The organism is Cyclobacterium salsum, assembly GCF_010119245.1.
GTDB classification, from domain to species: domain Bacteria; phylum Bacteroidota; class Bacteroidia; order Cytophagales; family Cyclobacteriaceae; genus Cyclobacterium; species Cyclobacterium salsum.
Genome location: NZ_WNKG01000002.1, coordinates 519,569 through 545,164, shown reverse-complemented (window position 1 = coordinate 545,164; position 25,596 = coordinate 519,569). Strand labels below are relative to the sequence as shown.

The window sequence follows — 25,596 nt, the reverse complement described above, 5'->3', positions numbered from 1 at the left end:
AACCGTAAATGACTTAAATTCGCTCTTTGTTTACGTAGGACGGAAATACCCATGAATATAGAGTTAGAGCGATTAAAAGAAAACAGAGAGAAAATCCGTCATTGGAAGAAATGGGGACCCTATCTTACCGAAAGACAATGGGGAACAGTGAGGGAGGATTACAGTCCGGACGGGTCTGCCTGGGAAAATGTTACCCATGACGATGCCAGAAGTAAAGCGTACCGATGGGGAGAGGAAGGAATCGGAGGAATCAGCGATCACAAGCAGAAACTCTGCCTGGCCTGGGCTTTCTGGAATGGAAAAGATCCCCTGATAAAAGAGCGTTTATACGGACTTACCGGAAATGAAGGCAATCACGGAGAAGATGTAAAAGAACTATACTATTACCTGGACTCTTCCCCTACCCATAGCTATATGAAAATGCTCTATAAATACCCACAAGAAGCATTTCCGTACCAGCAATTACTGGAAGAAAGCCAGTTGCGGGGAAAAAATGAAAGAGAATTTGAACTGTTGGATACAGGTGTATTTGATAAGAATGCCTATTTCGATATTTTTTTAGAGTACGCCAAAGCAGATGTAGAAGATATCCTGGGCAGAGCGACGGTCTACAATAGGGGATCAGAAGAAGCCACACTTTGGATAATGCCCACCATCTGGTTTAGAAAAACCTGGTTTACAGGAGACGAGCCTTTTATGCCCAGGTTGAAAAAAGAAGGGCCAAACAAGATCAAGGCCTTTTCTCCCAAATCAGGGAATTACCATTTTACATTTTCAGATGAACCCGAGTTACAGTTTTGCGATAACGAAACAAACCGGGAACGACTGTATCATATTGGAAATCAGAAAAAGTTCCTTAAAGACGCGATCAATGACTACCTCGTACATGGGGAAAATAAGCACCTCAACCCAAAATTTGTAGGTACTAAAGCGGCTGCCATCTATAAACTAACCATCCCGGCCGGGGGGAAAGCGGAAGTAACATTGCGCATGCAGCATGCGGAAACGGACGCTCCCCTGGAAGTGGCAAATGACATCTTTCAGGAGCGGATACAGGATACGGAGTCATTTTACGAAGGCTTGCAAGAACGGGTTAAGGATAAGGAAATGAAACTGATCCAACGGCAGGCATATGCAGGGATGTTATGGAGCAAACAATTTTATTACTTCAACGTCGAGCGCTGGCTGGAAGGAGACCCGGGAAGGTATCAACCGCCCCAGGAAAGAAAATCGGGTAGAAACGGCAATTGGCGCCACTTACAAAATTACGACATCATTTCCATGCCGGATAAATGGGAATACCCCTGGTACGCAGCCTGGGACCTGGCCTTTCATTGCATTCCCCTGGCTAGGTTAGATCCTGATTTTGCCAAGGACCAACTCCTTTTGCTATTGAATGATTGGTACATGCATCCAAACGGGCAAATGCCAGCCTATGAATGGAATTTCAACGACGTAAACCCTCCTGTACATGCCTATGCGGTTCAACGGGTTTACCAAATTGATAAGAAATACAATGGGAAAAATAAAGGCGATCAGGAATTTCTAGAGCGTGCGTTTCATAAACTACTGTTAAATTTTACCTGGTGGGTGAATCAGAAAGACGAAGAAGGGAAAAACATATTTGAGGGTGGCTTCCTGGGACTTGACAATATTAGTGTTTTTGACCGAAGCCATGTAGACAAATTGTTTGGCAAGCTGGAGCAGGCGGATGCCACATCCTGGATGGCCATGTTTTGTCTCAACATGCTGCGTATATCCCTGGACCTTTGTGAATTCAATAAGGTCTATCAGCATACGGCTACCAAGTTCCTGGAACACTTTCTGTATATCGCCGGTGCCATGAGCAATATTTCAAAAGAAAACATCAGCTTATGGGACGACGAAGATAATTTTTTCTTCGACGTACTGCACCTTTCCGGTGAAGAGCCCAGGCTTATGAAAGTTAAGTCAATTGTAGGCATCATCCCCTTATTTGCGGTAGAGCCTATCCGGGAGGAGCTCTTTGACGACCTTCCGGAATTCAAAAACCGGCTGGATTTCTTTTTTAAGGAAAAACCCAAATTAGCTGCCCTGGTCTCCAATTGGATACATCCCGGGCACGAAAAAAGAAGGCTTTTTTCCTTGCTAAGAGGACATCGGATGAAAAGTATCCTTCATAAAATGCTCGACGAAAGTGAATTCCTATCAGATTATGGTATCCGCTCCCTGTCCAAGGATCATCTAAAAAAACCCTATTCCGTTCAGATCAACGGCAATCGATTTTCCGTCAAATATGCCCCCGGAGAATCCGAAACCACGATGTTTGGAGGTAACAGCAACTGGCGAGGTCCCATTTGGTTCCCTATAAACTTCCTGATCATCGAATCCCTTAAAAAATTTGACTTCTATTATGGGGGCACTTTCTCCATAGAATATCCGACGGGATCAGGTAAATTTATCACGCTGGACTTGATTGCGAAGGAATTATCCTTACGCCTGATCAACCTGTTTCGAAAGGATGAAAACGGAAACCGCCCCATTTATGCCGACAATGAGAAAATGCAGCAGGACCCTCATTTTCAGGACCTCATTTTGTTTTACGAATATTTCCATGGTGAAAATGGCAGGGGCTTAGGAGCTTCTCACCAAACCGGTTGGACGGGTTTGGTAGCCGAGCTTATTCATAAATATTACAAGGAAAAGGAATTTTACCCCAATGCTGCTACCCTATTTAAAAGCTGACAGAACCGAAGCGGGTTGCGATGAAGTAGGCCGGGGCTGCCTCTCCGGACCTGTGGTAGCCGCAGCCGTGATCTTTCCTCATCGTTACGCCAACGAATGGATCAACGATTCCAAAAAATTAGCAAAAACCCGGAGGGAAGTGTTAACGGAAGAAATTAAATCCAAGGCGTTGTGCTGGGCTATTGGCAGTGCGGATGTGGAAGAAATCGACCGGCTGAATATCTTAAATGCCTCCTTCCTGGCCATGAATCGGGCTGTAGCGGCGCTCACTATGAAACCGGATCATTTACTGATTGATGGCAACAGGTTCAAATCAACAAGTTCCATTCCCTTTGACTGCGTGGTCAAGGGGGATGGGAAATTTGCCAGTATTGCTGCCGCCTCCATCCTGGCCAAAACGTATAGGGATGAGTGGATGGCCCATCTCGCCAGGGAATACCCGGGGTATGGGTGGGAAAAAAATGTGGGATATCCTACTAAGGCGCATCGTGAAGGAATCCGGAAATTAGGTCCAAGCCCCTTACATCGGAAATCGTTCCGCCTGCTACCGGAACAATTGAAAATGGATTTATAAAAACATAACGCCTCGCATCAGGAACGAATGATTCGTACGCTCAGTTAAGTAATTGAAATAAACCAAAACGCTTATGAACCCAAAACATGTTTTTTTGATACTCCTTTATCTGGGACTTTCTTTCTCCCTGCAAGCCCAGGACGCTGTTCAAAAAGCCCAACCCATTTTGGGTGAATTACCCCAAAAAACCGAAGATGTCTTTTTACCGGAAGTGCCGGGAGTAAAGGTAGAGGTGTGGGTGGACAGCCTGACTATTCCCTGGTCTTTGCGCTTTCTTCCCAATGGAGATGCTCTGGTAGCCCAAAGACCCGGTACGATCCTCCGAATTCCTTCCGGAGAAACCAACCCAACTCCTTATATCGAGGTTCCGGGCAGCGTGCACGAGGTGGATGCGGGCTTAATGGGATTAGCTGTTCACCCCAATTTCGAAACCAACCATTGGATCTACATCATGCATGCTTACCGAAACGATGAAAATCAGCTTCTCAGCAGGGTCGTCCGGCTAAACGATCTTGGATCCAGAGCCGTGGTGGACAAAGTGATTTTGGACAATATACCTGCTTATGCCATTCACCTGGGTGGTAGAATTGCTTTTGGTCCGGACGGCATGCTCTACATTGGCACGGGCGATATGTCTCAGCCCTTTGTGGCGCAGGATGTAAACAACCTGGCATCAAAGATCCTTCGCATAACGGAAGAAGGTGAAATCCCTTCTGACAATCCCTTTCCCGGATCTCCGGTTTACTCGTATGGACACCGCGTGGTGCAGGGCTTTGCCTGGGACCCCGATACGGGGGCATTTTTTAATTCCGAACACGGTCCTTCCGGTGCCGAAGTGGAAGGGAGCGTTCGCTACCGGGATGAGGTAAATATGGTCAAAAAAGGTGGCAACCATGGCTGGCCCATCGCCGTAGGGGCTCCTGGAATGGCAACCTACGTGGACCCAAAAGTCTCCTGGAATAAAGCGGCCGTACCTCCTGCGGGCATGACTTTTTATCGGGGTGATCTGTTTGTCGCCTCTCTTGGGGGACAAGCCTTAATCCGCCTGGTTTTTGATAAAGAAAATGATTACGAAGTCAAGAAAGTAGAGCGTTGGTTTTCATATGCCCCTTCCAAAGGTGTCTATGGACGGATGCGCGACGTGACAGTTGGACCGGATGGAAACCTGTATGTCACCACCAGCAATACCGACGGCAGGGCAGCATTACGCATACACGATGACAAGATCTTAAAGCTGACCTTCGAATAATCATCATGCAATCCCGTAATGCAGGAGGCTATCCGGGATTCTCTCAAGTATATCGGAGGCCAGCGTACCTCTACCACGATCAGCACCAGCCAGTTCTCCTGCATGTCCATGATGAAAAACGCCACACAGCACTGCGTTTTTCATCGTATAGCCTTGCCCAAGGAAGGAGGTGAGGATGCCAGTGAGCACGTCTCCTGAGCCTCCTGTGGCCATGTGAAGGGACCCCGAATTGTTAAATACCTGCTGCCCATCCGGAAAACTGATCAATGTGAAGGCCCCTTTCAATACCAATGTGCAGCTGTATTCTCTGGCAAAGTCCCTGGCCTGATCCATACGGTGAAAGTGGTTTTTTGCAGCAACTCCGGTAAGGCGCTCGAATTCTTTCAGATGAGGCGTAAGTACCACATTGGAATGCAAGGAATTCAACCAGGCAGGGTTATCTCCCAATATATTAATAGCATCCGCATCCAATACTGTGGGTCCCGAATAGTGGCTCAGAAGCTGATATACCAATTCAGCAGCATTCTTGCCTTTTCCCAATCCAGGACCGATTCCTACGGCATCTATTCCTTCCGTATGCAACTTGTCTCCCACTTCCTTTTCACTTCCGGGCGGCAAGACCATTGCCTCAGGAATACTACCTTGAATAATTTCCACGCCACAGGCAGGAATGTGGCAAAAAACCAGTCCGCTTCCGGTTCGCAATGCGGCTCGTGTACTCAACCCAATGGATCCCATTTTACCATAACTCCCTCCTGCCAAAACAACTCTTCCAAAATCTCCTTTATGACTAGATGTAAGGAATTTCTTATGGTATTTAATTAAATTTTCGCCCGAAAAGAAGAACCGATTCGATTCAAAGGAATCAAAATACCGTTGTTCTATGCCGATGCTTTGTACCGTCAGTTTTCCTGTACAGGCTGCATGTTCCGGAGCGAGCAAGGAAAGTTTTGGAAACTGGAAACTCAAGGTATAATCCGCCCGAAATACCTCCCCTTCCAGGGGACCGTCGGAAGGCAGGCCAGATGGCGTGTCCACACTTATTTTCAACGAAGTTCTTTCATTTAAGTACCGAATCAATTTCAGGTATTCCCCTTCCAGGGGCCGGTTGATTCCGACACCGAAAACAGCGTCAATGAGCACCTCTGATTCAGCCACCTTTTCCCAGTTGCTAACCGGTAATTTCTCAGGTAACAAGTGTAGATTGTGCTGAAAGTCAGCAGAACCCTTATCCGGATTGCCTATATACCCTACTGCCACAGAATAGCCCATTTGGTTCAGAATCCTGGATATGGCAAGTCCATCGCCGCCATTGTTTCCGGTACCGCAATAAATCGATACCGATTTTTCTTTTGGTACCTGAGCCACAAACCAGTTACAAAAGGCCTGAGCAGCCCGTTCCATCAGTTGGTAGGAATGAATGACCTCTCCTTCAATGTATTTTTGATCCAGGGATTTTACCTGATTTCCTGAAAGTATCTTTTGCATGGTGCGTCTAAATTATTTAAGAAAATAACAGCGGAAGTAGCGGCGGAATTCGAATCAGTTTTCGGATTCGGATTCGGAACGGTTTCCATTAATCGAACAGACGAAATTACCCAACCAGCTGACAAAAACAAATTTCCTGGAACCTGCTCGCTTTCCTTACGAAATAGAAAAGAATTTCGGGATTTTTTAAAAGATAACCTAATGAAATGCTGCTGAATAGCTGTTTTCACTCGAGTCCGCCAGGACGTTTCGCAGGTGTTTTGATTAGGGCGGACTTTCTTCCCCAGGTGGTTGGCATGAAGATTTTCTAAAGATGAACGACATATTCACGCATCCTTCATTTTTCCTGAAAACGGGAAATCATCTCCTAGTCCACAAAATTCAATTTCAAACACCCTTGAATCCGCCCCTTTTCACCAACCCTTGCCCTTTTCGTAACATCAGGGTAATCTGGGATTCGTAGCTTTGATTTTAAATCCGTTGATATCCAAATCTGATTTTCGTACCTTGTCCAACATCAGTCTAAAGCATACCCCAAAAAATGAAAAACCTTCTTTTTACCCTTTTACTAATAGCCGCCTGCCAGTGGAGCATGGCGCAGGAATACCGCGTATACAAAGCCCCCACCTTTCGGGAAGAATGGAGCAAACCTTCTGATTACCCTGATCGCGTCATCCTCAATTTTGGGGAGGACCCTTCCAGTCAGGCCAATGTTACCTGGAGAACGGATACCAGTATCGAAAAAGCCTTTGCAGAAATTGCCGTTGCCGACGGGGCGCCGAAATTTTGGAGAAATGCCCAGACCATGGAAGCAAAAACCGAATTGCTGGATGCTACGGCCGTAGAAGTGGCCAATGTAAAGGCGCATTTCCATTCAGTCAGTTTTAGGGACTTAAAACCTGGCACCATTTACGCCTATCGCGTGGGTGATGGAGAATCCTGGACGGAGTGGATACAATTCAGTACCGCTTCCAACGACAAGGAAAGCCCCTTTGCCTTTCTCTATGTGGGAGATACGCAGAACTATATATTGGAACTTTGGTCCAGGCTGATTCGGGAAGGCTACCGGAAGGCACCGGATGCCAAGTTTATCATCCATGCAGGGGATCTGGTGAATGTAGCACACCGGGAAACCGAATGGCACGAATGGTTTACCGCCGGGGGTTTTATCCACAGCATGGTACCTTCAGTAGTTACTCCCGGAAACCATGAATACCGCAGTATCTCGGAGTTGGATGGTGAGGGTGCAGATCGCCGCTTGTCCGTACAGTGGAAACCTCAATTCACCCTGCCTGAAAACGGCCCGGAAAATATAACGGCATTGGACGAAACGGTCTATTACATGGATTACCAAAACACCAGAATTATTGTATTGAATAGCAATGTTCTCCAGGCGGAGCAAATTCCCTGGCTGGAAAAGGTCCTGTCGGAGAACCCACAAAAATGGACCATAGTCACTTATCACCACCCCTTATTTTCAGCTTCTGAGGGCCGGGAAAATACGCGGCTCAGAGAGGCATGGAAGCCACTGTTCGACAAATACCAGGTGGACCTGGCCCTACAGGGACACGACCACAGCTATGCCCGTGGTAGGGTTTCTCCTGAAGACAATGTTTTGGATGGGGTCAATGCCAGGGATAAAACCGGAACCGTTTATGTGGTCTCCGTAAGCGGGGGCAAAATGTACGGGTTGAAAAAGAATGCCTGGAATGACTATGAGGCGGAAAGGGACCGCGCTGCGGAAAACACCCAACTTTTTCAGGTCATTAACATTGAAGGGGATAAACTGAGCTTTGAATCGTATACCGCCATTGGAGAACTTTATGATGCCTTTGACCTGGAAAAACAAGCAGATGGCACCAATAAATTTATTGAAAGAAAATCCGAAGCGGTAGAGGAAAAAAGATTCTCCAACACCATTCCCTACGAAGATCCCCTCCCGGAAAATCTTAAAACCATCCTGCTTTCCAACTATCCCGGACACGAAATCACCCGGGTGTCTGCCAGAAGAGAAGGTGAAATATTGCATTTCAATGTTCGCCTGGAAAAAGACGGGGAAAGGAAAGAAATCAGCATAGACGAGGAAGGTAATATCAGTGAGTAAGTTATGGTGAATTACTTGACATTTGCGTAAAAATCCAACAGCCTCCTTTGAGAAAGAGGGAGTTGGTTTCGTAGGATTTACCGGTAGCGGTATTAACGAGAAGTTTTCTCAACCCTTTTCATGACACCAATTCAGCTTCGATTGGGTAAACGTCCATTCGATTTGAATGCAATAGTGGATTGCCAGCGCTTTCGGGTATTTATAACTAAATACCTCCGCGGCGGAGGGCTGGGGGATTTTTTTGAGATTCCTCATATCTCAAATCCAAGGTTTAAGGGGAAAGGGGCATTTTGACGAAAACAACAATTTTTTACAAGCTGGATTTTTATTAGGAACTAAAAAATCTGTACTAATCTGTGTCCATCTGTGGTGAAACATTTTGTATAGTATACATCATGGCATGTTAGATTTTTTAATTTGCTTAAAATTTTATTCCTCTGGTAAAGCAAAGGCCACGTAAGCATCTCCGGCAGGGGTACCCAGGCGATTGGCCCCTCCGGCGGCGATGACCACATATTGCCTGCCTTCCACTTCATACACGGAAGGCACCGCATAACCTCCGGCAGGAAGCTGGTATTCCCACAGCACTTCTCCTGTCTCCGCATCAAAGGCACGGAACATTTCATCGGCAGACCCTCCAATGAATACTATCCCGCCGGCTGTAGCCACACAACCGCCAAAATTCTGCGTACCAGTAGGGGCTACTCCCCTTTCCTTCAGCTCGGGATATTCTCCCAGTGGCACTTTCCATTTGATGGATTGGGTTTTTAAATCGATGGCATTCAGCGTTCCCCAGGGAGGCCTGCTCGCGGGAAAGCCTTCCTCATCTGTGAAAATACGGAAACCCTGCAAAACATAACGATCCAATGGGGCTGCTGCCAGATTTTCCTGACTGGATCCAACAGATTCCTGATCCAGCAGATAGTCCAGCAATGCTTCCAGCTCCTGTGCATCAAATCCCCGAAAGGCCGGCATCACCCCATTTCCTCCGGTGATGAGGGTCCTGGCCGATTCCCGGTCATGTCTGTCAGGGAGCCCGGTTAGTGCCGGGTAAGCTTCCCCAAGGCCCTGCCGGTCTGCCCCGTGGCAATTGGCGCAATTGGAAAGGTAGATCCGCTGACCCGGACTTAAGCTATTGAAAGCCCCTTCTTCCTGATTCTCTGACAGGCTCCTCAATTGCAAAATCATGGGAATTTCATTGGCGTTGACATAGATCATCTGATTGACAGGATCATAGGATAATCCTCCCCATAGCATGCCCCCCCTGGTGGCCGGAAAAGTCAGGGTTCCCTCCAGGCTGGGTGGGGTATAAAAACCCTCATTGCGGTATTTTTTAAATTCAGCCTTTGCATATGCTGCTGCTGCCTCGGAAATGTTGGTCAAATAGGTGCTGTCCAGGCCCTGAGGCACCAGGGTAATGCCCTGATCAAACTTTTGGGTCGGATGAGCTACTTCGCCAGGAACGTAGGAAGGAGGAACAGCCTTTTCCTTCACCTCCATCAGCGGCTCACCTGTAATGCGATCCAGCAAGATCAGCTCACCCATTTTACTGGGTTGTACCAGGGCCTGAACCGTCTCCCCATTCAGGGGAAAATCTACAAGGGTAGGCGCACAGGGCAAATCATAGTCCCATACATCATGGGTTACTGCCTGGTAGTGCCACTGCCGCTCACCGCTGCTGGCATCCAGCGCAAGGATGGAATTGGCAAACAGGTTTTCTCCCAGTCGGTTGCCTCCATAAAAATCGTAGGTAGGAGATCCGGTGGCTACATACACCCATCCCCTTTCCTCATCCAGGCTCATGCCGCCCCAGTTATTGGTGCCACCGTAGTTTTCATCCTCCACCCATCGCCAGGTATCGTGGCCATATTCTCCTTCCTGGGGTATGGTATGGAATATCCATTGGAATGCTCCTGTTTTGGCGGAATAGGCCCTGATATGACCCGGAGAGGCATCATACCCCTCCCCAGTGGCTGATCCGATGATCAATAAATCCTTGTAAATGATTCCGGGGGTATTTAACCCAATGGAAAGGGATTCGGGATCTCTGCCAAAATCCTGCCTTAAATCCAGCTTTCCACCTTCCCCAAATTCCTCCACCAGTTCTCCGGTTTTGGCATCCAGGGCAAACAACCAATGGCCAACAGGCATAAAAATCCGGGTTTTGTCCCCATCGGTAAAAGCCGTTACGCCCCGGTTCACTCCTCCCGAAACCCCAAAAACTTCCGGATCAAAACGCCACAGTTCTTTTCCAGTGGCCGCTTCCAGGGCGATTAAATCCAATTGAGGAGAAGTCACATACATGGTATTACCAAGAATAATGGGATTGCATTCCATGGGGGTGCGTTCCCTTTTATCTCCGGTATGGAAGGTCCAGGCCGGCTGGAGCTGGTGTACATTCTCCTTGTTGATGGTCTTCAGTCCGGAATATTGGGCGGCTGTTTTGGTAGCCCGGTAGTGTTCCCAGGTTTGATAGGTATCTTCCTGCTTATCGGCCGAACATCCCAGTGTGATCAAAACCAAAAACAGGAGACACTTTAATGGCCATATTTTCATAAGATTTTTCTCAGTTATTCCCATTCAAATCATTAAATGTCTATACAGTTGAGCAGGTAGTAAATCGGATTGTTGGGCTTGGGATGGCTTTCCTCCTTTTCCCTGCCAAAGCGTCCGGGTAAAAGCATTAATTTACTTCATGGCTGATTTTCAGCTTGAATTTTTTCTTCAAAGGGCCATTCCGGATCCTCTACCCTTGACTCCTGCATCAGGGTCTTCATTTCGGCTACCCGTTCCGGATGCGCCTCACTCAGGTCATTTTCTTCACCCGGGTCGTTTTCCAGGTCAAATAAAAGGATGTCTTCATTGCCTTCAAAAACATTCAATTTGATTCCCTTCCATTTGCCTTTTCGAATGGCCTGCTTGCCACCCTGCTCGTGAAATTCCCAATACAAGTGGTCATGGGGCTGCTGCTGCTCTTCTTCACCTAAAAGCGTGGGCAAAAACGAAATGCCATCCACATTTTGCTCCAACTTCACCTCAGCCAATGCTGCAAAAGTCGGCAATATATCCCAAAAAGCACTGATGTGATCCGTTTGGCTCCCTGCTTCCACTTTTGCCGGCCAGCTGGCAATCATGGGAACATGAATGCCTCCTTCGTGTAAATCCCGCTTGTATCCCTGAAAGGGACCATTGCTATCGAAAAAATCAGGATCCGCCCCGCCTTCCAGGTGGGGGCCGTTATCGGATGTGAAGATAATCAGCGTATTGTCCAACAAACCCAGGCTTTCCAGTTTTTCTACCAACTCCCCTACCTGATCGTCCAATAAAGTGACCATGGCCGCGAAAGCTGCATGGGGATAGGCTTGCGAGCCATATCCGCCCACCTTGTACCGGGGATGCTCCGGATCGTCTACGCCCTGGTAGGGCGTTTCAGGTTCCAGTAAACTTTCATAGTCATAGGGCGGCTCAGGAGTTTTCCTCTCCAGAAACTGCTCCATATACTCGCGAGGAGCCGCCAGCTCCGCATGAGGTATAATGGAGGGCATGTACAGAAAAAAAGTGGTGTCGCGGTTGTTTTCTATAAATTCCAGTCTTCTCTGCTGAATCAATTCCGGCGCATACTGTTCCTCTCCGGTCCCCTGATTGCCTTCTAACGTAAGGACGTCATCATTGTCTTTCAACTCTCTCGGGTAATAGTTATGGGCAATGGTTTGGCTATTGTAACCAAAAAACACATCAAAACCCTGCTGCAGCGGAGCCCCGGTAGAACCAGGATACCCCAATCCCCATTTGCCAAAAGCACCGGTGACATAGCCAGCCTTTTTCAGGACCTTAGGTATGGTTTGGGTATCGGTAGCCAGGGGAAACTGTCCGCCGTTCAGGCCACGATTGCCCCTGACCTGGGTATGCCCCGTATGAAAACCGGTCATTAAGGCGGAGCGTGAGGGGGCACAAACCGTACTGCCGGCATAATGCTGGGTGAAGACCATTCCCCTGGCGGCAAGCGCGTCAATGTGTGGGGTCTGGAATTTTTGCTGTCCCAAAAAACTCAGGTCTCCATAGCCCAGGTCATCTGCCAGGATATAGATGATATTGGGTTTCTTTATTTGGTCCTCCCCTTCGTCCGGAGCGCTACTGCAAGCGGCAACCACTATTGATAGCATGGCAAACACCAACGCTTTGGTGGTGATGTGTTGGTATTGGTTTTTCATTTTGGGTTATTAATTTAGTTGGAGGAATGGGCATACAAGCCGGTATTTCCCTTTTCCATGAGCGGCATCAATTCGGCAATAATATCCGGATGGTCATCCGCCACATTTACTGTCTCCATGGGATCGTTTTGGTGGTCATACAATTCTATGGTAGGTTCGGCTTCCCTGAAATACTTAACGAGCCGGTACCGCTCGGTACGCATGGAGATACCGTTTCGAAAGTAGCTGAAAGCCTGGGCGGCTCTGGCACCGTCCTCCCCTGCCGTTATCAGGGGAACCAAACTTTGGCCGTCCAGCGGGAAATCAACCGAAATACCGGTAAGTTCCATCAGAGTGGGATACAGATCAATGCTACTGACTGGCATGTTGGTTCCGATTCTTCTGGGGGTCATCCCGGGAACTTTAATCATAAGCGGACTGCGCAGTGCCATTTCAAAGTTGGTATGCTTGCCCCAGACCCTGTGATCTCCCAAATGCCAGCCATGGTCACCCCAAACCACGATGATGGTATTGTCTGCCAGGCCTTCTTCTTCCAGGGTTTCCAGCACTTTCCCCACCAGTGCATCGCTGTAGCTGACAGCGGCATAGTAGGCATGCCGGAGTTTTCTGGCATAATCATCCGAAAGTTTTTGGTCCAGGCCTGCCTTCTCTTCTCCCAATTGGTAGGAATTGAATTCCCCGCTCTCCTGAAGGCTGTTGGGGTGTACGTTTTCAGGCAATTCGGGAAAAGGTGAAAGTGGGATATCCTCTCTATCATACAAGTCCCAGTATTTTTTAGGTGCTGTAAAGGGCAGATGGGGCTTGAACAAACCCAATCCCATAAAAAAGGGCTGGTCCTTATCGGAAAGTTCCTTCAGCTTTTTTACGGCCAGTTGGGTAGAAAGGCCGTCCGGATAGCCCAGGTCATCCACCTCTCCTGCTTCATAGGGTTTGACTTGCTTGTTTTTTTCCTGCCGGTTAGACCCATCCGCGTAGCCAAAGAAGGCATTCCATCCGGTTTCCCACTTGCCGGGATCAAAAAGCATCTCGTCCCAGCTATGGGGCATTTCCATTTTGGCTCCTTCGGGGCTTTCTTCGTAGCCATACCAGAGGCCATCCACCGAATGGCTTATTTTTCCTATGCCTACCGTATAATAGCCATTCCTTTTGAAGTGATGCACAAAACTTTCCGGTGTCTCTCTTTCTGGTTCATTGGACATAAACTGCTCAACAGCGGAATTCTGCAGGTGTTGCCTGGATTGCGGCAACAAGCCAGTCAAAATGCTGCAACGTGAGGCCCCACAGGTAGGCACCTGTACATAATGGTTTTCAAATAGGGTGCCTTGCAGGCCAATGGCATCCAGGTTTGGGGTCTGGATGAGGTCATTGCCATATACCCCCAGCTCGGGCCGTAAGTCGTCTATGGCGATAAACAAAACATTGTAGGGCTTTTCTTCGGCTGCCGGTTTGGAACAGGAAAATAAAATGGAAAAAAACAGGCAGTAAAAGATACAAGCGTAGTTTTTGGTCATTGGATAAGATGTTTAATCTGGAAATACGGGTGAAGCATTGACTTAAATATAGGAGGAAATCGGTAAAATTAAAACAAAGCCCGGTTGATACTGAAAAAGCTACCTTTCTATTCCGCTCGATTCCGCTCGCTTTTCCTTCTGGTAGTTACGATAGAAACCTACACGAAAAGAATACCGCTTCTGGGTGATCGATACCAGCAATCATCAAAATGGAACATACCGACAACTTCCTGGAACATCTGTGCTACCTACCCGTGCCGTTGATTTCCGACCTTAGTAGTGTGCAGGTGCCATTCAAGTGCCTGGGGAAAAGGTAGAAAAAAATTAATACCATATTAAATATGGCAGTATAGTATTATAATAAATTATTTATTAAATTATTCAGTAATTAATACATCTTTAATTCCTTAATTTTGATATGTTTAATTTTTAAATACTGTAGAGTTAGAAGTAAAAAAACCTTCTTCGGGGCCACTGGTTTCGTTCCTATCCTTTTTCTGACGGGCGTAGCTGTCCATCGGCTGCCGCTCATCTGCCTGCTGTGGTTTTTTCTTTATTGCCATAAAAGTGAAGCGGCAGTAACGGATTCAACCATTTTAAAACGTTCTCAAGTTGGTCTCAATCCGATTATCCTGGATCAGCATTGGAAATTTCATCCCGGAGACGATCCCTCCTGGGCAGCCCCTGATTTTGACGACAGCGATTGGTCTGCCATAGATCCTACCACTGATATCCATTATTTGACTGATTTGAGAGCGGCGGAAATTGGATGGTTTCGCTTGCGTTTAGGTGTCGATACTTCATTACTAAACACTCCTTTGGCAATGACCATTTTCCAGCGGGGAGCTTCTGAGATCTACCTAAATGGCAAGTTGATTCATAAACTGGGTGTGGTTAGTCAGGATCCCAATAAAGAAGTAATCTTCAATCCAAATCTAACTCCTTACAGCTTTCAATTTGAAGACAAGCCCCATCAGGTTTTAGCGGTGCGTTTTTCATTTACAAAAAGAAATCCCTACATGAATTTCCTCGGGCTTTGGGGGGGCAATCCGGCATTGATCATTCAATTGAATCAAATGGATAAGGCTATACAAGGCATGGTGCAGACACGGGCTGTATCTACTTCCAGATTGGTGGGAAAGGCTACTTTTTTATTGTTTTTGGGATTGCTGCACCTTTTCTTTTTTGTCACTTATCCATCCAATAAAACCAATCTTTATTACAGCCTGTTCACCAGTAGTTTGGCATTAGGCTACTTCCTGGAACATGTGTTCCGTTTTATGCCCAGGGAAGGAGATTCCTATTTTGTGATTGGATTGATCAGTTGCCTGTTTTTCAGCACGTACATCATATGGGGAATATTAGCGGTATATTCCTTTGCCAGGGAAAAATTGGATGGCTTGTTTTGGTTCGCCACGGTTTCAGCGTTGCTATTTATTCCCTCCTGGAAATGGCCCTATGAAGCAGCCAACTATTATTGGCCCTACTTCCTGTTGTCGGGGCCAATGGTTGCGGTTTTGGTTAGCCGGAGAGCTGTCCGAAAAGAAATCAAGGGTGCATGGATTGTCTTTTTAGGTTGGTCAGGAAATTTTCTTTTTTGGTCATTATTTTGCCTGTTTTTTTTCAACATACTCCCGCGCGTTCCCTATGACATAGCCGTCACCCTGGATTTGGCCGTATTTTGTGCAGCCATTTCCTTTTCTGTATTGTTGGCCATAGAGTACGCTCAAACCAAAAGAACCCTTCAGACCAGCCTGTTAGATATGGAAGTCAAGCGGCTTGAAACCCAAAAAATGAGAGAACTGGACAAGACCAAATCGGAATTTTTTACCAATATTTCTCATGAATTCCGAACCCCGCTTACCCTGATCACCGGCACCGTTGATCAGTTGGAAGGAGTACGAAATGGTCATCCCCTGCTTCAGGACGGCCATAGTCTGATTAAAAGGAATGCAGCAAGACTCCTCCAGCTGGTCAGCCAGTTGCTAGACCTTTCCAAACTGGAAGCGGGGAAATTGACCCTGGAAAAGGAACCCGGAGAAATTGTTGGTTTTGCCAAAAGACTGGCTGGCACCTTTTCCTCACAGTTTGAAAGCAAGCAAATCGCTTTTTCCAGCAGCTATCCCGAAGGCCCCATTTACCTTCAATTTGATCCCGACAAATTGGAGAAGGTGCTCTCCAACCTCCTGATCAATGCCTACAAATTCACCCCAACCTCCGGAAACGTCCGCTTTGACGTTTCCTGCCTGGCCGAAACCGATGCAGGCCCCCGGCTGCAATTCGAAGTCACCGACAGCGGCATCGGAATCCCGCCCGAAAGGTTGCCCTTTATTTTTGACCGCTTTTACCAGGGAGAGGCCTCTGCCACCCGCAGCTACGAAGGTACCGGAATCGGGCTGGCACTGGTCCGGGAACTCACCGAACTGCAGGGTGGAACCATCCGCGTGGAAAGCAGCCCCGATTCGGGAACCTGCTTCACCGTTGAGCTGACCCTGGAACGGGTGGAACCCGGGGCGATTCCCGGGCTGAAGCAATCGGAATCCGCACTGGATACTGCCTGGATACCTCAGGAAACCAATCCAGCCGGGAAGCGCTCCCTCGACCAACTGGCGATTAGGACTACCGTGCTGATCGTCGAAGACAATCCGGAACTCCGGCATTTTCTTGCGCAAAGCTTGCAAAACCAGTATCGGATCCTAGAAGCCGAAAATGGACTAATGGGGTTTAACATAGCTGCTACAACCGTACCCGACCTGATCATCTCCGATGTGATGATGCCGGTAATGGATGGCATAAGCCTTAGTGAAAAAGTGAAAAACGACGAGCGGACCAGCCATATCCCCTTTGTCCTACTTACCGCTCGCGCCGATTCGGATAGCAAAATCGGCGGTCTGGATACGGGTGCGGATGCCTACCTGACCAAACCCTTCGATATGAAAGAGCTTCGGGTACGTATACACCACCTTATTGAAGGTCGGAAAAAACTCCGGGAACGATTCAGCCGTTCGCTTGATCTGAAAACCTCCGAGATCGCAGTAACTTCCACCGATGAGAAATTCCTGAAAAAAGCCATGGCGATCCTGGAGGAGAATCTAGCGAATACGGATTTTGATGTAGTATTTTTCAGTCGGGAAATCGGGATGAGCCGGACCAACCTGCACCGAAAGCTCAAGGCATTGACCGACTGTTCGGCTACCGAATTTATCCGGGCAGTTCGGCTGAAACGGGCCATGTACCTACTGGAACAAAAATCTGGAAATGTCACCGAAGTGGCTTATGCCGTCGGATTCAATAGTGTTTCCTATTTCGATAAATGTTTCAAGAAACAGTTTGGAAAAACGCCATCCGGGATTATTTCCTAAAGATTCAAACAGGTTACGAAGTTTTTGAGAGGACAACAGCCTTTCTTTTTGTACAAAACATACCTTATTAAAGGTTTCTCAAAAAATTACAATCGTTCTTCAAGTAATTATTTATGATAGGAATTTAAAGGAATTTTTTAACCGATGGAACATCTGCACCTGTTTTTGGAACATTTGACTAAATCTTTTTTCTCTTTATTCCCTAGGTTTGTTTAGCTCCAAGGAGGAGGATAGATGCCTTATATCTACCAAATCATCAAGGAGTTTATCATACCTACCACACCAAAACCCCATTTTTATGAAAACCAACGATCTGATCTCAACCGACAAAAAGGCTCCGGAAATAGATACGGCAGCCTTCCAATCCTCGTTACGGGGAGCGCTACTACTTCCCGATCAGGAAGGCTACAACCAGTCCCGGACTATCTGGAACGCAATGATCGACAAGTATCCGGCCATGGTGGTCAAGTGTGCCGGGGTCTCGGATGTGATCGCTGCGGTGAATTTTGCCCGGGAAAACCAATTGGTGCTGGCGATAAAAGCAGGCGGACACAGTTTTGCCGGAAGATCGACCTGTGATGGCGGACTTTTGATCGACCTGTCCGCCATGAAAGGGGTGCGTGTAGATCCGGTCAAGCAGACCGCAAGGGTGGAAGCCGGTGCGTTATTGGCGGACCTCGATCACGAAACACAGGCATTCGGTCTTGCGGTCACAGCGGGGGTGGTATCCCACACCGGCATCGCGGGATTGACCCTGGGCGGTGGACAAGGATACCTGATGAATAAATTCGGGCTCACCATTGACAACCTGCTTTCGGTAGACATGGTCCTGGCAGACGGGAGCTTTGTCAAAGCCTCGGAGACGGAAAACAAGGACCTGTTTTGGGCCATTCGCGGAGGAGGGGGAAATTTCGGTGTGGTTACCTCCTTTGAATACAAGCTACACAAGGTGGGGCCGGAGGTACTGGCTGGCATGATCCTCTATCCCCTGACTCAGGCGAGCGAGCTGCTGCAATTTTACCGGGAGTACTCCATGAATACGCCCGACGACATGAGCGTTATCGCCGGGATCTTTACACTACCCGATGGGACGAAGGTTTTTGGATTCGTGGTTTGCTGGACGGGAGATATCGACGAAGGGAATCGGCAATTGGAACCGCTCAGGGCCTTTACGCCACCCATGCTCGACCTGATCGCTCCAGGTCCTTACGTACAGCTTCAAAAAAGTTTGGATGCAGCCGTTCCCCATGGCTTGCAACGGTACAACAAAATGGGTTATCTCCCGGTAATAAGAGACGAGTTGATCGACATCGTCGTGAAAAACACCGAAGGCATCAGTCCCTATTCCATGGTCTTATTCAACGCGATGAAAGGAGCAGTGACCCGGGTGGATCCGGAAGAAACGCCCTTCCCCTACCGAGACCAGCAATGGTATTTCGACATTACCCCACAGTGGGCGGATCCGCAAGAGGCCGATTCGCTGATTGCCTGGGCAAAGGCTTTCTGGGCCGAAGTGGAGCCCCATACCCGGGGCACCGCGGTAAACTGGCTCTCGCCAGACGATGGCCTGGACCGGGTCAAGGTGGCGTACGGGCCGAATTATTCCCGATTGGCCAAACTAAAGCACCGGTACGACCCTGACAATTTCTTTCACCTAAACAATAATATTCTGCCCAATGCGAACGGTTAGATTTAACGCAACGGACTCTGTCCAAGCAAAAAACAGGAAGAAAAGGATGCCGTCGCTAGCAGGAGCAATAGGTACGATCTGTAGTCTGCTATTGGGCGCAAGTAGTGCGCTGACCTCGGTATCCAACGCTCAAGACAACCTATCCGCCACCGACATCATTGATCCGAATGCCCGGGTAAGGGCGGTGTTTTTTGGTGGAGACGAAAAAGCAGGGATATCATCCTTCCTTGAGCGAATAAGTAAAACGAAGCAGAACACCATGTGGAAAACAGACAAAACGAAACTTAGTCGTAGATAGATCTGGATGGCTCAAGAAATACGCTAACCAAGCATAGCCACAACTCATCCGGACACAAACCAACCACGCGTGCATCCACTGGCATGGAGGTAATCCCCTTAGTTGATGCTTGCGATAAATTTCTTCATTATGAAGACGCTATTATGCTCGTTGCTTTCATCGTTGTTGCTTAACTCGGGATTTTCGCAGGGAGTCATTCAGGGAGACGTGCGGGATTCCAGCGACAAAGCGCTCGCATTTGCAAGTGTATTGCTCCGGAATGAAACGGATTCCGCCCTGATTAAGGGAGCTATTTCCGATGAATCGGGACACTTTGTTTTTTCGGACATACCTAAAGGGGATTACTTCGTGGAAGTTTCCCTGCTTGGCTTCGAAAAAAGTCATTCAACCCGATTCCATTTCCCGGGCACCGGCAAAAATGAGCTGCCCGCTATCCGGGTAACTGAAGAACAACAGCAGCTGGATGAAGTGACTGTGACGGCCGCCCGCCCGCTTTTTGAGCTGGAACAGGGAAAAATGATCGTCAATGTGGCCAATAGCATTACCGCCGCCGGGTTATCCATTCTGGAGATGCTGGATAGGTCTCCCGGCGTATCCGTGGACCGGCAAAACAATTCGCTTTCCGTCTTGGGCAAAAACGGCGTCGTTATCCTGATGAATGGACAACGATTCCGAATGCCCGTAGAGGCCGCCTACCAGATGCTGGCAGGTCTCAACGCAAGCGACGTCGAAAAAATCGAGATCATCACCGTGCCTCCTGCCAGGTACGATGCGGATGGTGATGCCGGGTTTATCAACATCGTCATGAAAACGAACAATGGTACGATTGGCACCAACGGTTCCCTGACCACGGGTCAGGGCTTTGGCTCCGGCTACAATGGAAGTATCAGTTTCAACCTCAACCACCAAGGGCCAAAATTCAGCTGGTTTGGGCTATTGTCTGCTTCCCATGTCGATCAGGTCCCCTTCGCAACCCGGTACAGAGGAAACAACAACGGTTTTGAGGACATAGGAATCCAAATAGACAGCGATAATCTCCACAACAAGAAAACATTCAACTATCAGGCAGGATTTGACTATACGTTGGGAAGCAAAACCATCCTTAGCGGACTTTTTAGTGGCTACGAGAACCGTAGACATAATACCGCATCCACACGTACCGCATCCACCTATTCCATCTCACCGGATTCGCTGGCTGTTATGTCCCTGGATGAAGTTGACAACTGGAGCCATGTCATGGGCAATATCCACCTAGCGCATACATTAAGCAGGGATCAGGTCTTTGGTTTTAATTTGGATTACCTGTGGTATACAAATTCCTTTCCTACCAGAAATCTAATTGACTTTTACGACGAGTCAAGTAATTTCATCGAATCGGAGGAAGTCAGAATAGCCAAAGATACGCCCATAGCGCTTTGGGTGGGAGATGCAACCCATTCCATCAAATTAGGGGAGTCGGTTGCGCTTGAATCCGGTATTCGAGGTACCTTTTCACAGCTGGAAAATACCGTCGTATTCAATAAAAAAGTGGGAACGGAATGGGTGTTCAATCCTACGTTTAGCAGCGATGGCGTCCTGCAGGAAGATATCCTGGCCGCTTTTTCCTCGGCCAACATCGTATTGGGTGAAAACACGACGATGGATGCTGGATTACGCTACGAGCATACGTCCACCGACCTGACTACCGCCTCGGGAGAAGAACTCGTTAAAAGAGACTATGGAAATTTCTTTCCTACCCTGTTTTTTTCCCGAAAAATTAATTCCAATCACCGGGTTCACGCCTCCTATGGGCGCCGGATTACCCGTCCTACCTTTAACGAGATGGCACCTTTTGCGCTACTTTTCGACCCCTATACCTTTTTAGCAGGAAATGAAACCATACTGCCTACCTATACCACTATGTTTAAGACTGACTATTCCTTCAAGAGCCTACTTCTATCGGTGCAACACAGTCTGGACAGAGACGTCATCGCACGTTTTCAACCCACCCTGGATGCGGAGACCAATATCCTATTCCTGAAGTCGGAAAATGTTGACCGAGCGCAGACGGTTGCCCTGACGCTCGCCTTCCCAATGGAGTTTACTTCCTGGTGGGAGACCCAAAGTAATCTTACCGCGAATTACCAGAAAATCAATTCTGTGCTGAATGGAGAGGTATATGAGGTGGACCAACGAGGGATTCAGCTGGTGCTGACCAACACCTTTACCCTACCCAATAACTACACGGTGGAGCTATTGGGGAATTACCGCTCTCCGACCATAAACGGCTATTTAAATTGGCTATCGAGAGGCTTTATCAACCTCGGTATTCAAAAGGACTTTGAAAAAGCCGGAGTCCTGCGGATCGCCTGCAACGACCTACTCGAAACCAACCAACTCCGATTACGCTCATTCGAAGATGCTGTGATTGATTTTTCCGGCAGGGTTAGGTTTGACAATCGGGTGTTTATGGCCAGTTATACCTACAAATTCGGTAACAGCAAAATCAAAGGAACACGATCCAGAAAAGTAGGCTCGCAGGAGGAACAGCAACGGGTAACCAATTGACGTAATTAACAGCAAGAATTATATTCTTAAATGTATGAAATTTTCGAAAGCCTTTTAAAAATTCAATTCCACTGTCAGGAAAAAGGTCCTGCCATCCGAAGGGATAATTCCCGGGCCAGGATAGCCAGCGGCCCTCCTGGTAAAATAAAGGTGATCTGCCAGGTTATTGACACTGGCCTCCAGTTTGACGAATTTGTACAAATAACTCATCGAAAGGTCCATCACCTGGTACGCCGGGATGATGCCTTCCACCGCAGAGGGTGTCCTGACCGCATTGGAGGCATCTGTGAAATGCTCCGCTACATGGGAATATTGATAGGTCATATTGAAATCCCCCAGGCCAAAGGTAAGTCCGGAACGAATGCTAAAAGGCGGCACCAACTCTACCCTATTTCCCTCCAGCACTTTTTCCTCGGAACTTTGATAGCGGGCATCGATCACCGAAAGGTTGGTAAATAAATTCAATCTGTATTTTTCATTCCGCTCCAGCACCCGAAAAAGATCCACTTCTCCGAAAGCCTCCAAACCCATACTGTAGGCATCAGCCACATTGGTTCGGTAGCGGTATATCCGAAAACTCTCGGGGTCGGTTCGCAGGATCGCTCCTATCCTGTCCTTATATTTCAAATAAAATAAACTGATGTCATAATTGAATTTCCTGTTTTGACTACCACGGATACCCACGTCAAAATTATAGCCTCTTTCGTCCTGAATGTTTTCGTCCACCACCAAATTCGGGTTATTGACCCGGATGTCATTGAAATTGATCGATCGGTAATTCTGTGAAAAATTGGCGTACAACTCGTGGTTTTCCCTGGGCTTGTAGCTTAGCCCCAAACCTCCAAACACAAAACTCCTTCGCCTATCCAGCGCTTCGAATACTTTAAAGGTAGAATCTCTGGCAAACCCTGTAACCGGATCAGGAACCAGCGTATTGCCAGTATAATAGCCTGCTGCAGCCGTATGAATAGATTCAAACCGGATACCTGGCGTAAGGCTGATTTTTTCCGTCAGATTAAAGACGTTTTCAGCAAAAAAGGAGATGTTTCTACCAGGGAAGTCATAATCTGCATCCTCCAGGTTATCCGGATTGAGAAAATGAAAATCCGCCTGATCCCCTACCGGGCCCAGGCCCTGTTTCCTGTCCGTAAAGCCTTTGTAATAGCGGCCTCCGACTAAAAATGCATTTTCCTGCTTTCCCAGCCGATAATTATATATTAATCGGAGCTCGGAGCCAATATTGCTGAAATCATCCACAAAAAGGTTTCGCTCCATGCCATCATCCACCCTGTCAATCCTACCCAAATTGCCGAGCGCATCCCGCCCCCCGATCAGGCCAAAAGTCCTGAGGTTTAGTTTGAGCTGTTGGTTGATTTTATAATCCAATTGGGAAGCCAGAAGATTCCAGTTGACCTTAAACCAATTTCTGGACCGGATCGATTGTCTGGGATTCTGCTCAAATAATGCGTCGGTAAGCCCACCTGCCTGCCTGGCCAGGTAATCCATCAGGGTGTATTCCAGTTTTAACCGGAACCTGTCATTTGGCTTGTAGGAAAGAGCCGTATAGGCCATTTTGGAATCAAATTCACTGTTCTCCCGCCAGCCATCTCCTCTTTTATATTGGAAAAATCCATAGTAGTTCCATTTGCCTGTCTGCCCGCCTACACTGCTGAAGGTGTTCAAAAAGCCATAGGAACCCACGGTATTTCTCAGCACCAGGCTGAGATTTCTATCCTCCGGGCCTTCCTTCATGACAAAATTAAGCAAGCCTCCAAACTGGGTCCCATATTGCAAGGAAGCGGCACCACGGACCACCTCAATGCGGTCCACTCCTTCTACAGCAGGGGTATAGTAACTCTCAGGATATCCCAACGCATCGGCACTGATGTCATATCCGTTTTGACGAACATTGAAATGGGAGGTCCGGTTTGGGTCCAACCCCCTGGCACCTATGCCCAACTGCAAACCTGCACCGTCACTTTCGTAAATATTCAATCCCGGAACCTTGGCGTATATCTGCCTGGTATTATTGGTAGCCAGGTTGGCGGTAATATTATTAAGCTGAATGACTTCATTTTTTTTGGCTTCATAAATGGCCGTTCCTTCCACTGCGCCTAACCTGCGGATGCCATAAGCATCGAAATGGTCACCATTGACGATTACCTGACTCAGTTCACCGCTGATCTCCTCCAATTCTATCCTTAGCTGAATAAGCGGCTCATCCGCTCTGATAGACAGGTCTGTAGTGAACATTTTTTTCCCGGAAAAAAACACTTGCAGTAAGTATTCTCCCTGAGGAATAGCAGCAAGCGTAAACGCTCCATTCTGGTCAGTTACTGTTTGAAATTGGGTTCCCCTTAGAAATACATTGGCTCCGGGAAGGGATTCACCTACGCTTTCAACGGTTCCTTCCACCCTAACCTGCGCCTGCAACGGAAGATAAAATAGGGGTAAAAGCAATAGGGTCAGCAAGCATTTCATAAAGGTTTCTTATAAGGTAAAATCCAGGTTTTAGGAGCAAAACCATCTTCTATTTGGGTCAGGTCAACGTTGGAATCTATCAATAACTGGTTCTTCCCACCATTTAAACTGGCATACACTTCTGCCCGGATTTCCACTTCCTCATATCCCCGATCGGCCAGTTTTTGCTTTAGAAAATGGGCAAACTGAAGAATCAAATCCGGTTGGGTTGCCATTTGTTTTTCCTGCATGGGACTGAGGTAATCGCTGGCATAATTTTCCCATTCTCTCCCTGTAACGTTGTCCCTGATATGAAAAATGGCATATCCTGCTTTTTCCATCAACATAACCCTCCAGGAAAAGCGGTAACCCTGCTCCGTCCAGAAAAGATTACCCGGATAAGCATACGCCCGCAGGGGCAAAAGGAGCTGAAGCACCAAAAACGCAGCGAATAGGCTCCAGATCAGTTTTTGATAGGGTGCTTTATATACTTCATTTGAAGAACTGTAGGTGGTGTTGCTTTTCTTTCGGAAAATATTCCTGATAAAGGTAGCTACTTTTAAATGGCTTTCTGGAGAAAAGAAAATGGTGGTGGCCAGAATCATGATAAAGGGAAACATCCCTATGGGAAATAGCAGCCAGGTGGATAAGTGAAAAACCAGTACTGCCAGGTAGGCATAAGGCCTGGTTCTGCTGTAAAAAAGAAAAAATGGAATACTGAGATCGTAGAGGGCCCCAAACCAACTGAAGGCATAAGCCACCCAAAGTTCACTCATCCAGGTTCCTACCAGTGGCAAATGGCTAAACATGGGAAGCCAAATTTTCAGTGGTAACGCTTCCATCATCCATGCCGGATTCAGCTTTGCCAGTCCCGCATAAAAATAGACCATGCTCAGCAACAATTGAATAATGAGCACATACCCATAGGGAATCTGGGAAATCGTGAAACCTTTCCTTTTTGAATCAACTGAAAAAGCTAAATGAGCGGGCATCCAGAGCATCAAAAAGGCAACCAGACTTACGAAATAATAATGATTGAGGTAATTGGTGACATCGATCAATTCCACATAGGTAAAAGAAAGGAAAAAAAGCACTGCCGACACCTTGTAGTAATAGCCCAGCGCAATGCCTAATGCCGACAATGCCATGGTGAAAAAAAGGAGGTACATGCCTGCTTCACCCGGATTGCTTACCCATGAAAAGCCATAATAGCTGAAATGAAATTCGGGCTCTATGTATTGGGTTGCTATCCACCCATTGAATACAAACCTGGCAACACTGATAAACATGATCAAACCAAAAAGCACCCTAAAGTGAACCAGGGGTGCTATTGAAATTGGTTTGTTGATACCATTGATTATCCGTGTTTTCACTTTCT

General features: G+C 47.5%; 14 protein-coding genes. 8 read left to right on the top strand and 6 right to left on the bottom strand.

Annotated features, from left to right (window positions below):
- Positions 1-51: 51 nt before the first annotated feature.
- The 3 genes from GJS45_RS04850 to GJS45_RS04840 all read left to right on the top strand — a co-directional run bounded on the left by GJS45_RS04850 (position 52) and on the right by GJS45_RS04840 (position 4,547).
- On the top strand, positions 52-2,724 hold the full coding sequence (locus GJS45_RS04850; protein WP_162340325.1) for an MGH1-like glycoside hydrolase domain-containing protein: 2,673 nt from the start codon (positions 52-54) through the stop codon (positions 2,722-2,724).
- Positions 2,699-3,298 carry a ribonuclease HII gene (locus GJS45_RS04845; RefSeq protein WP_162340324.1) on the top strand — a complete coding sequence of 200 codons (600 nt, stop codon included), beginning with the start codon at positions 2,699-2,701 and terminating at the stop codon, positions 3,296-3,298. The genes GJS45_RS04850 and GJS45_RS04845 overlap by 26 nt, the downstream gene beginning before the upstream one ends.
- A gap of 73 nt (positions 3,299-3,371) precedes the next feature.
- Positions 3,372-4,547, top strand: coding sequence for a PQQ-dependent sugar dehydrogenase (locus tag GJS45_RS04840; protein ID WP_162340323.1), 1,176 nt, complete (start codon positions 3,372-3,374; stop codon positions 4,545-4,547).
- Between the two features lie 3 nt (positions 4,548-4,550).
- On the opposite strand, the gene GJS45_RS04835 is transcribed toward GJS45_RS04840, so the two are convergent.
- On the bottom strand, positions 4,551-6,035 hold the full coding sequence (locus GJS45_RS04835) for an NAD(P)H-hydrate dehydratase (RefSeq protein ID WP_162340322.1): 1,485 nt from the start codon (positions 6,033-6,035) through the stop codon (positions 4,551-4,553).
- A gap of 541 nt (positions 6,036-6,576) precedes the next feature.
- On the opposite strand from GJS45_RS04835, the gene GJS45_RS04830 reads away from it, so the two are divergent.
- The gene (locus GJS45_RS04830; protein ID WP_162340321.1) at positions 6,577-8,139 is read left to right on the top strand and encodes a purple acid phosphatase family protein; all 1,563 of its coding nucleotides are present in this window, start codon (positions 6,577-6,579) and stop codon (positions 8,137-8,139) included.
- A 429-nt stretch (positions 8,140-8,568) separates the two neighbouring features.
- Here GJS45_RS04830 and GJS45_RS04825 read toward each other — a convergent pair whose 3' ends face one another.
- The 3 genes from GJS45_RS04825 to GJS45_RS04815 form a co-directional block, all read right to left on the bottom strand.
- Entirely contained in the window at positions 8,569-10,695 is a 2,127-nt protein-coding gene (locus GJS45_RS04825; protein WP_162340320.1) for a pyrroloquinoline quinone-dependent dehydrogenase, read from the bottom strand.
- A gap of 137 nt (positions 10,696-10,832) precedes the next feature.
- Positions 10,833-12,350, bottom strand: coding sequence for an arylsulfatase (locus GJS45_RS04820; protein WP_162340319.1), 1,518 nt, complete (start codon positions 12,348-12,350; stop codon positions 10,833-10,835).
- 14 nt (positions 12,351-12,364) lie between these two features.
- The gene (locus GJS45_RS04815) at positions 12,365-13,861 is read right to left on the bottom strand and encodes a sulfatase (protein ID WP_162340318.1); all 1,497 of its coding nucleotides are present in this window, start codon (positions 13,859-13,861) and stop codon (positions 12,365-12,367) included.
- Between the two features lie 413 nt (positions 13,862-14,274).
- Between GJS45_RS04815 and GJS45_RS04810 the strand changes: the two genes are divergently transcribed.
- From GJS45_RS04810 to GJS45_RS04795, 4 genes are all read left to right on the top strand, one after another.
- Positions 14,275-17,223 carry a hybrid sensor histidine kinase/response regulator transcription factor gene (locus GJS45_RS04810; protein WP_162340317.1) on the top strand — a complete coding sequence of 983 codons (2,949 nt, stop codon included), beginning with the start codon at positions 14,275-14,277 and terminating at the stop codon, positions 17,221-17,223.
- A 298-nt stretch (positions 17,224-17,521) separates the two neighbouring features.
- A complete protein-coding gene (locus GJS45_RS04805; RefSeq protein ID WP_162340316.1) occupies positions 17,522-18,913 on the top strand; it encodes an FAD-binding oxidoreductase in 1,392 nt (463 codons plus the stop codon).
- 46 nt (positions 18,914-18,959) lie between these two features.
- The gene (locus GJS45_RS04800; RefSeq protein WP_162340315.1) at positions 18,960-19,211 is read left to right on the top strand and encodes a hypothetical protein; all 252 of its coding nucleotides are present in this window, start codon (positions 18,960-18,962) and stop codon (positions 19,209-19,211) included.
- 129 nt (positions 19,212-19,340) lie between these two features.
- Positions 19,341-21,758 (top strand): TonB-dependent receptor domain-containing protein, encoded by a 2,418-nt coding sequence (locus GJS45_RS04795; protein WP_162340314.1) that lies wholly within the window; start codon positions 19,341-19,343, stop codon positions 21,756-21,758.
- A gap of 54 nt (positions 21,759-21,812) precedes the next feature.
- Here the strand turns inward: GJS45_RS04795 and GJS45_RS04790 are convergent, their stop codons facing one another.
- Together GJS45_RS04790 and GJS45_RS04785 are read right to left on the bottom strand one after the other, a co-directional pair.
- A complete protein-coding gene (locus GJS45_RS04790) occupies positions 21,813-24,239 on the bottom strand; it encodes a TonB-dependent receptor (RefSeq protein WP_162340313.1) in 2,427 nt (808 codons plus the stop codon).
- A complete protein-coding gene (locus GJS45_RS04785) occupies positions 24,236-25,591 on the bottom strand; it encodes an HTTM domain-containing protein (RefSeq protein ID WP_235954600.1) in 1,356 nt (451 codons plus the stop codon). Before GJS45_RS04785 ends, GJS45_RS04790 begins: the two co-directional genes overlap by 4 nt.
- Positions 25,592-25,596: the final 5 nt, after the last annotated feature.

Coding starts and splice junctions, on each gene's coding strand:
- GJS45_RS04850 (WP_162340325.1), top strand. CDS start 52: ATGAATATAGAGTTAGAGCGATTAAAAGAAAACAGAGAGAAAATCCGT.
- GJS45_RS04845 (WP_162340324.1), top strand. CDS start 2,699: ATGCTGCTACCCTATTTAAAAGCTGACAGAACCGAAGCGGGTTGCGAT.
- GJS45_RS04840 (WP_162340323.1), top strand. CDS start 3,372: ATGAACCCAAAACATGTTTTTTTGATACTCCTTTATCTGGGACTTTCT.
- GJS45_RS04835 (WP_162340322.1), bottom strand. CDS start 6,035: ATGCAAAAGATACTTTCAGGAAATCAGGTAAAATCCCTGGATCAAAAA.
- GJS45_RS04830 (WP_162340321.1), top strand. CDS start 6,577: ATGAAAAACCTTCTTTTTACCCTTTTACTAATAGCCGCCTGCCAGTGG.
- GJS45_RS04825 (WP_162340320.1), bottom strand. CDS start 10,695: ATGAAAATATGGCCATTAAAGTGTCTCCTGTTTTTGGTTTTGATCACA.
- GJS45_RS04820 (WP_162340319.1), bottom strand. CDS start 12,350: ATGAAAAACCAATACCAACACATCACCACCAAAGCGTTGGTGTTTGCC.
- GJS45_RS04815 (WP_162340318.1), bottom strand. CDS start 13,861: ATGACCAAAAACTACGCTTGTATCTTTTACTGCCTGTTTTTTTCCATT.
- GJS45_RS04805 (WP_162340316.1), top strand. CDS start 17,522: ATGAAAACCAACGATCTGATCTCAACCGACAAAAAGGCTCCGGAAATA.
- GJS45_RS04800 (WP_162340315.1), top strand. CDS start 18,960: ATGCCGTCGCTAGCAGGAGCAATAGGTACGATCTGTAGTCTGCTATTG.
- GJS45_RS04795 (WP_162340314.1), top strand. CDS start 19,341: ATGAAGACGCTATTATGCTCGTTGCTTTCATCGTTGTTGCTTAACTCG.
- GJS45_RS04790 (WP_162340313.1), bottom strand. CDS start 24,239: ATGAAATGCTTGCTGACCCTATTGCTTTTACCCCTATTTTATCTTCCG.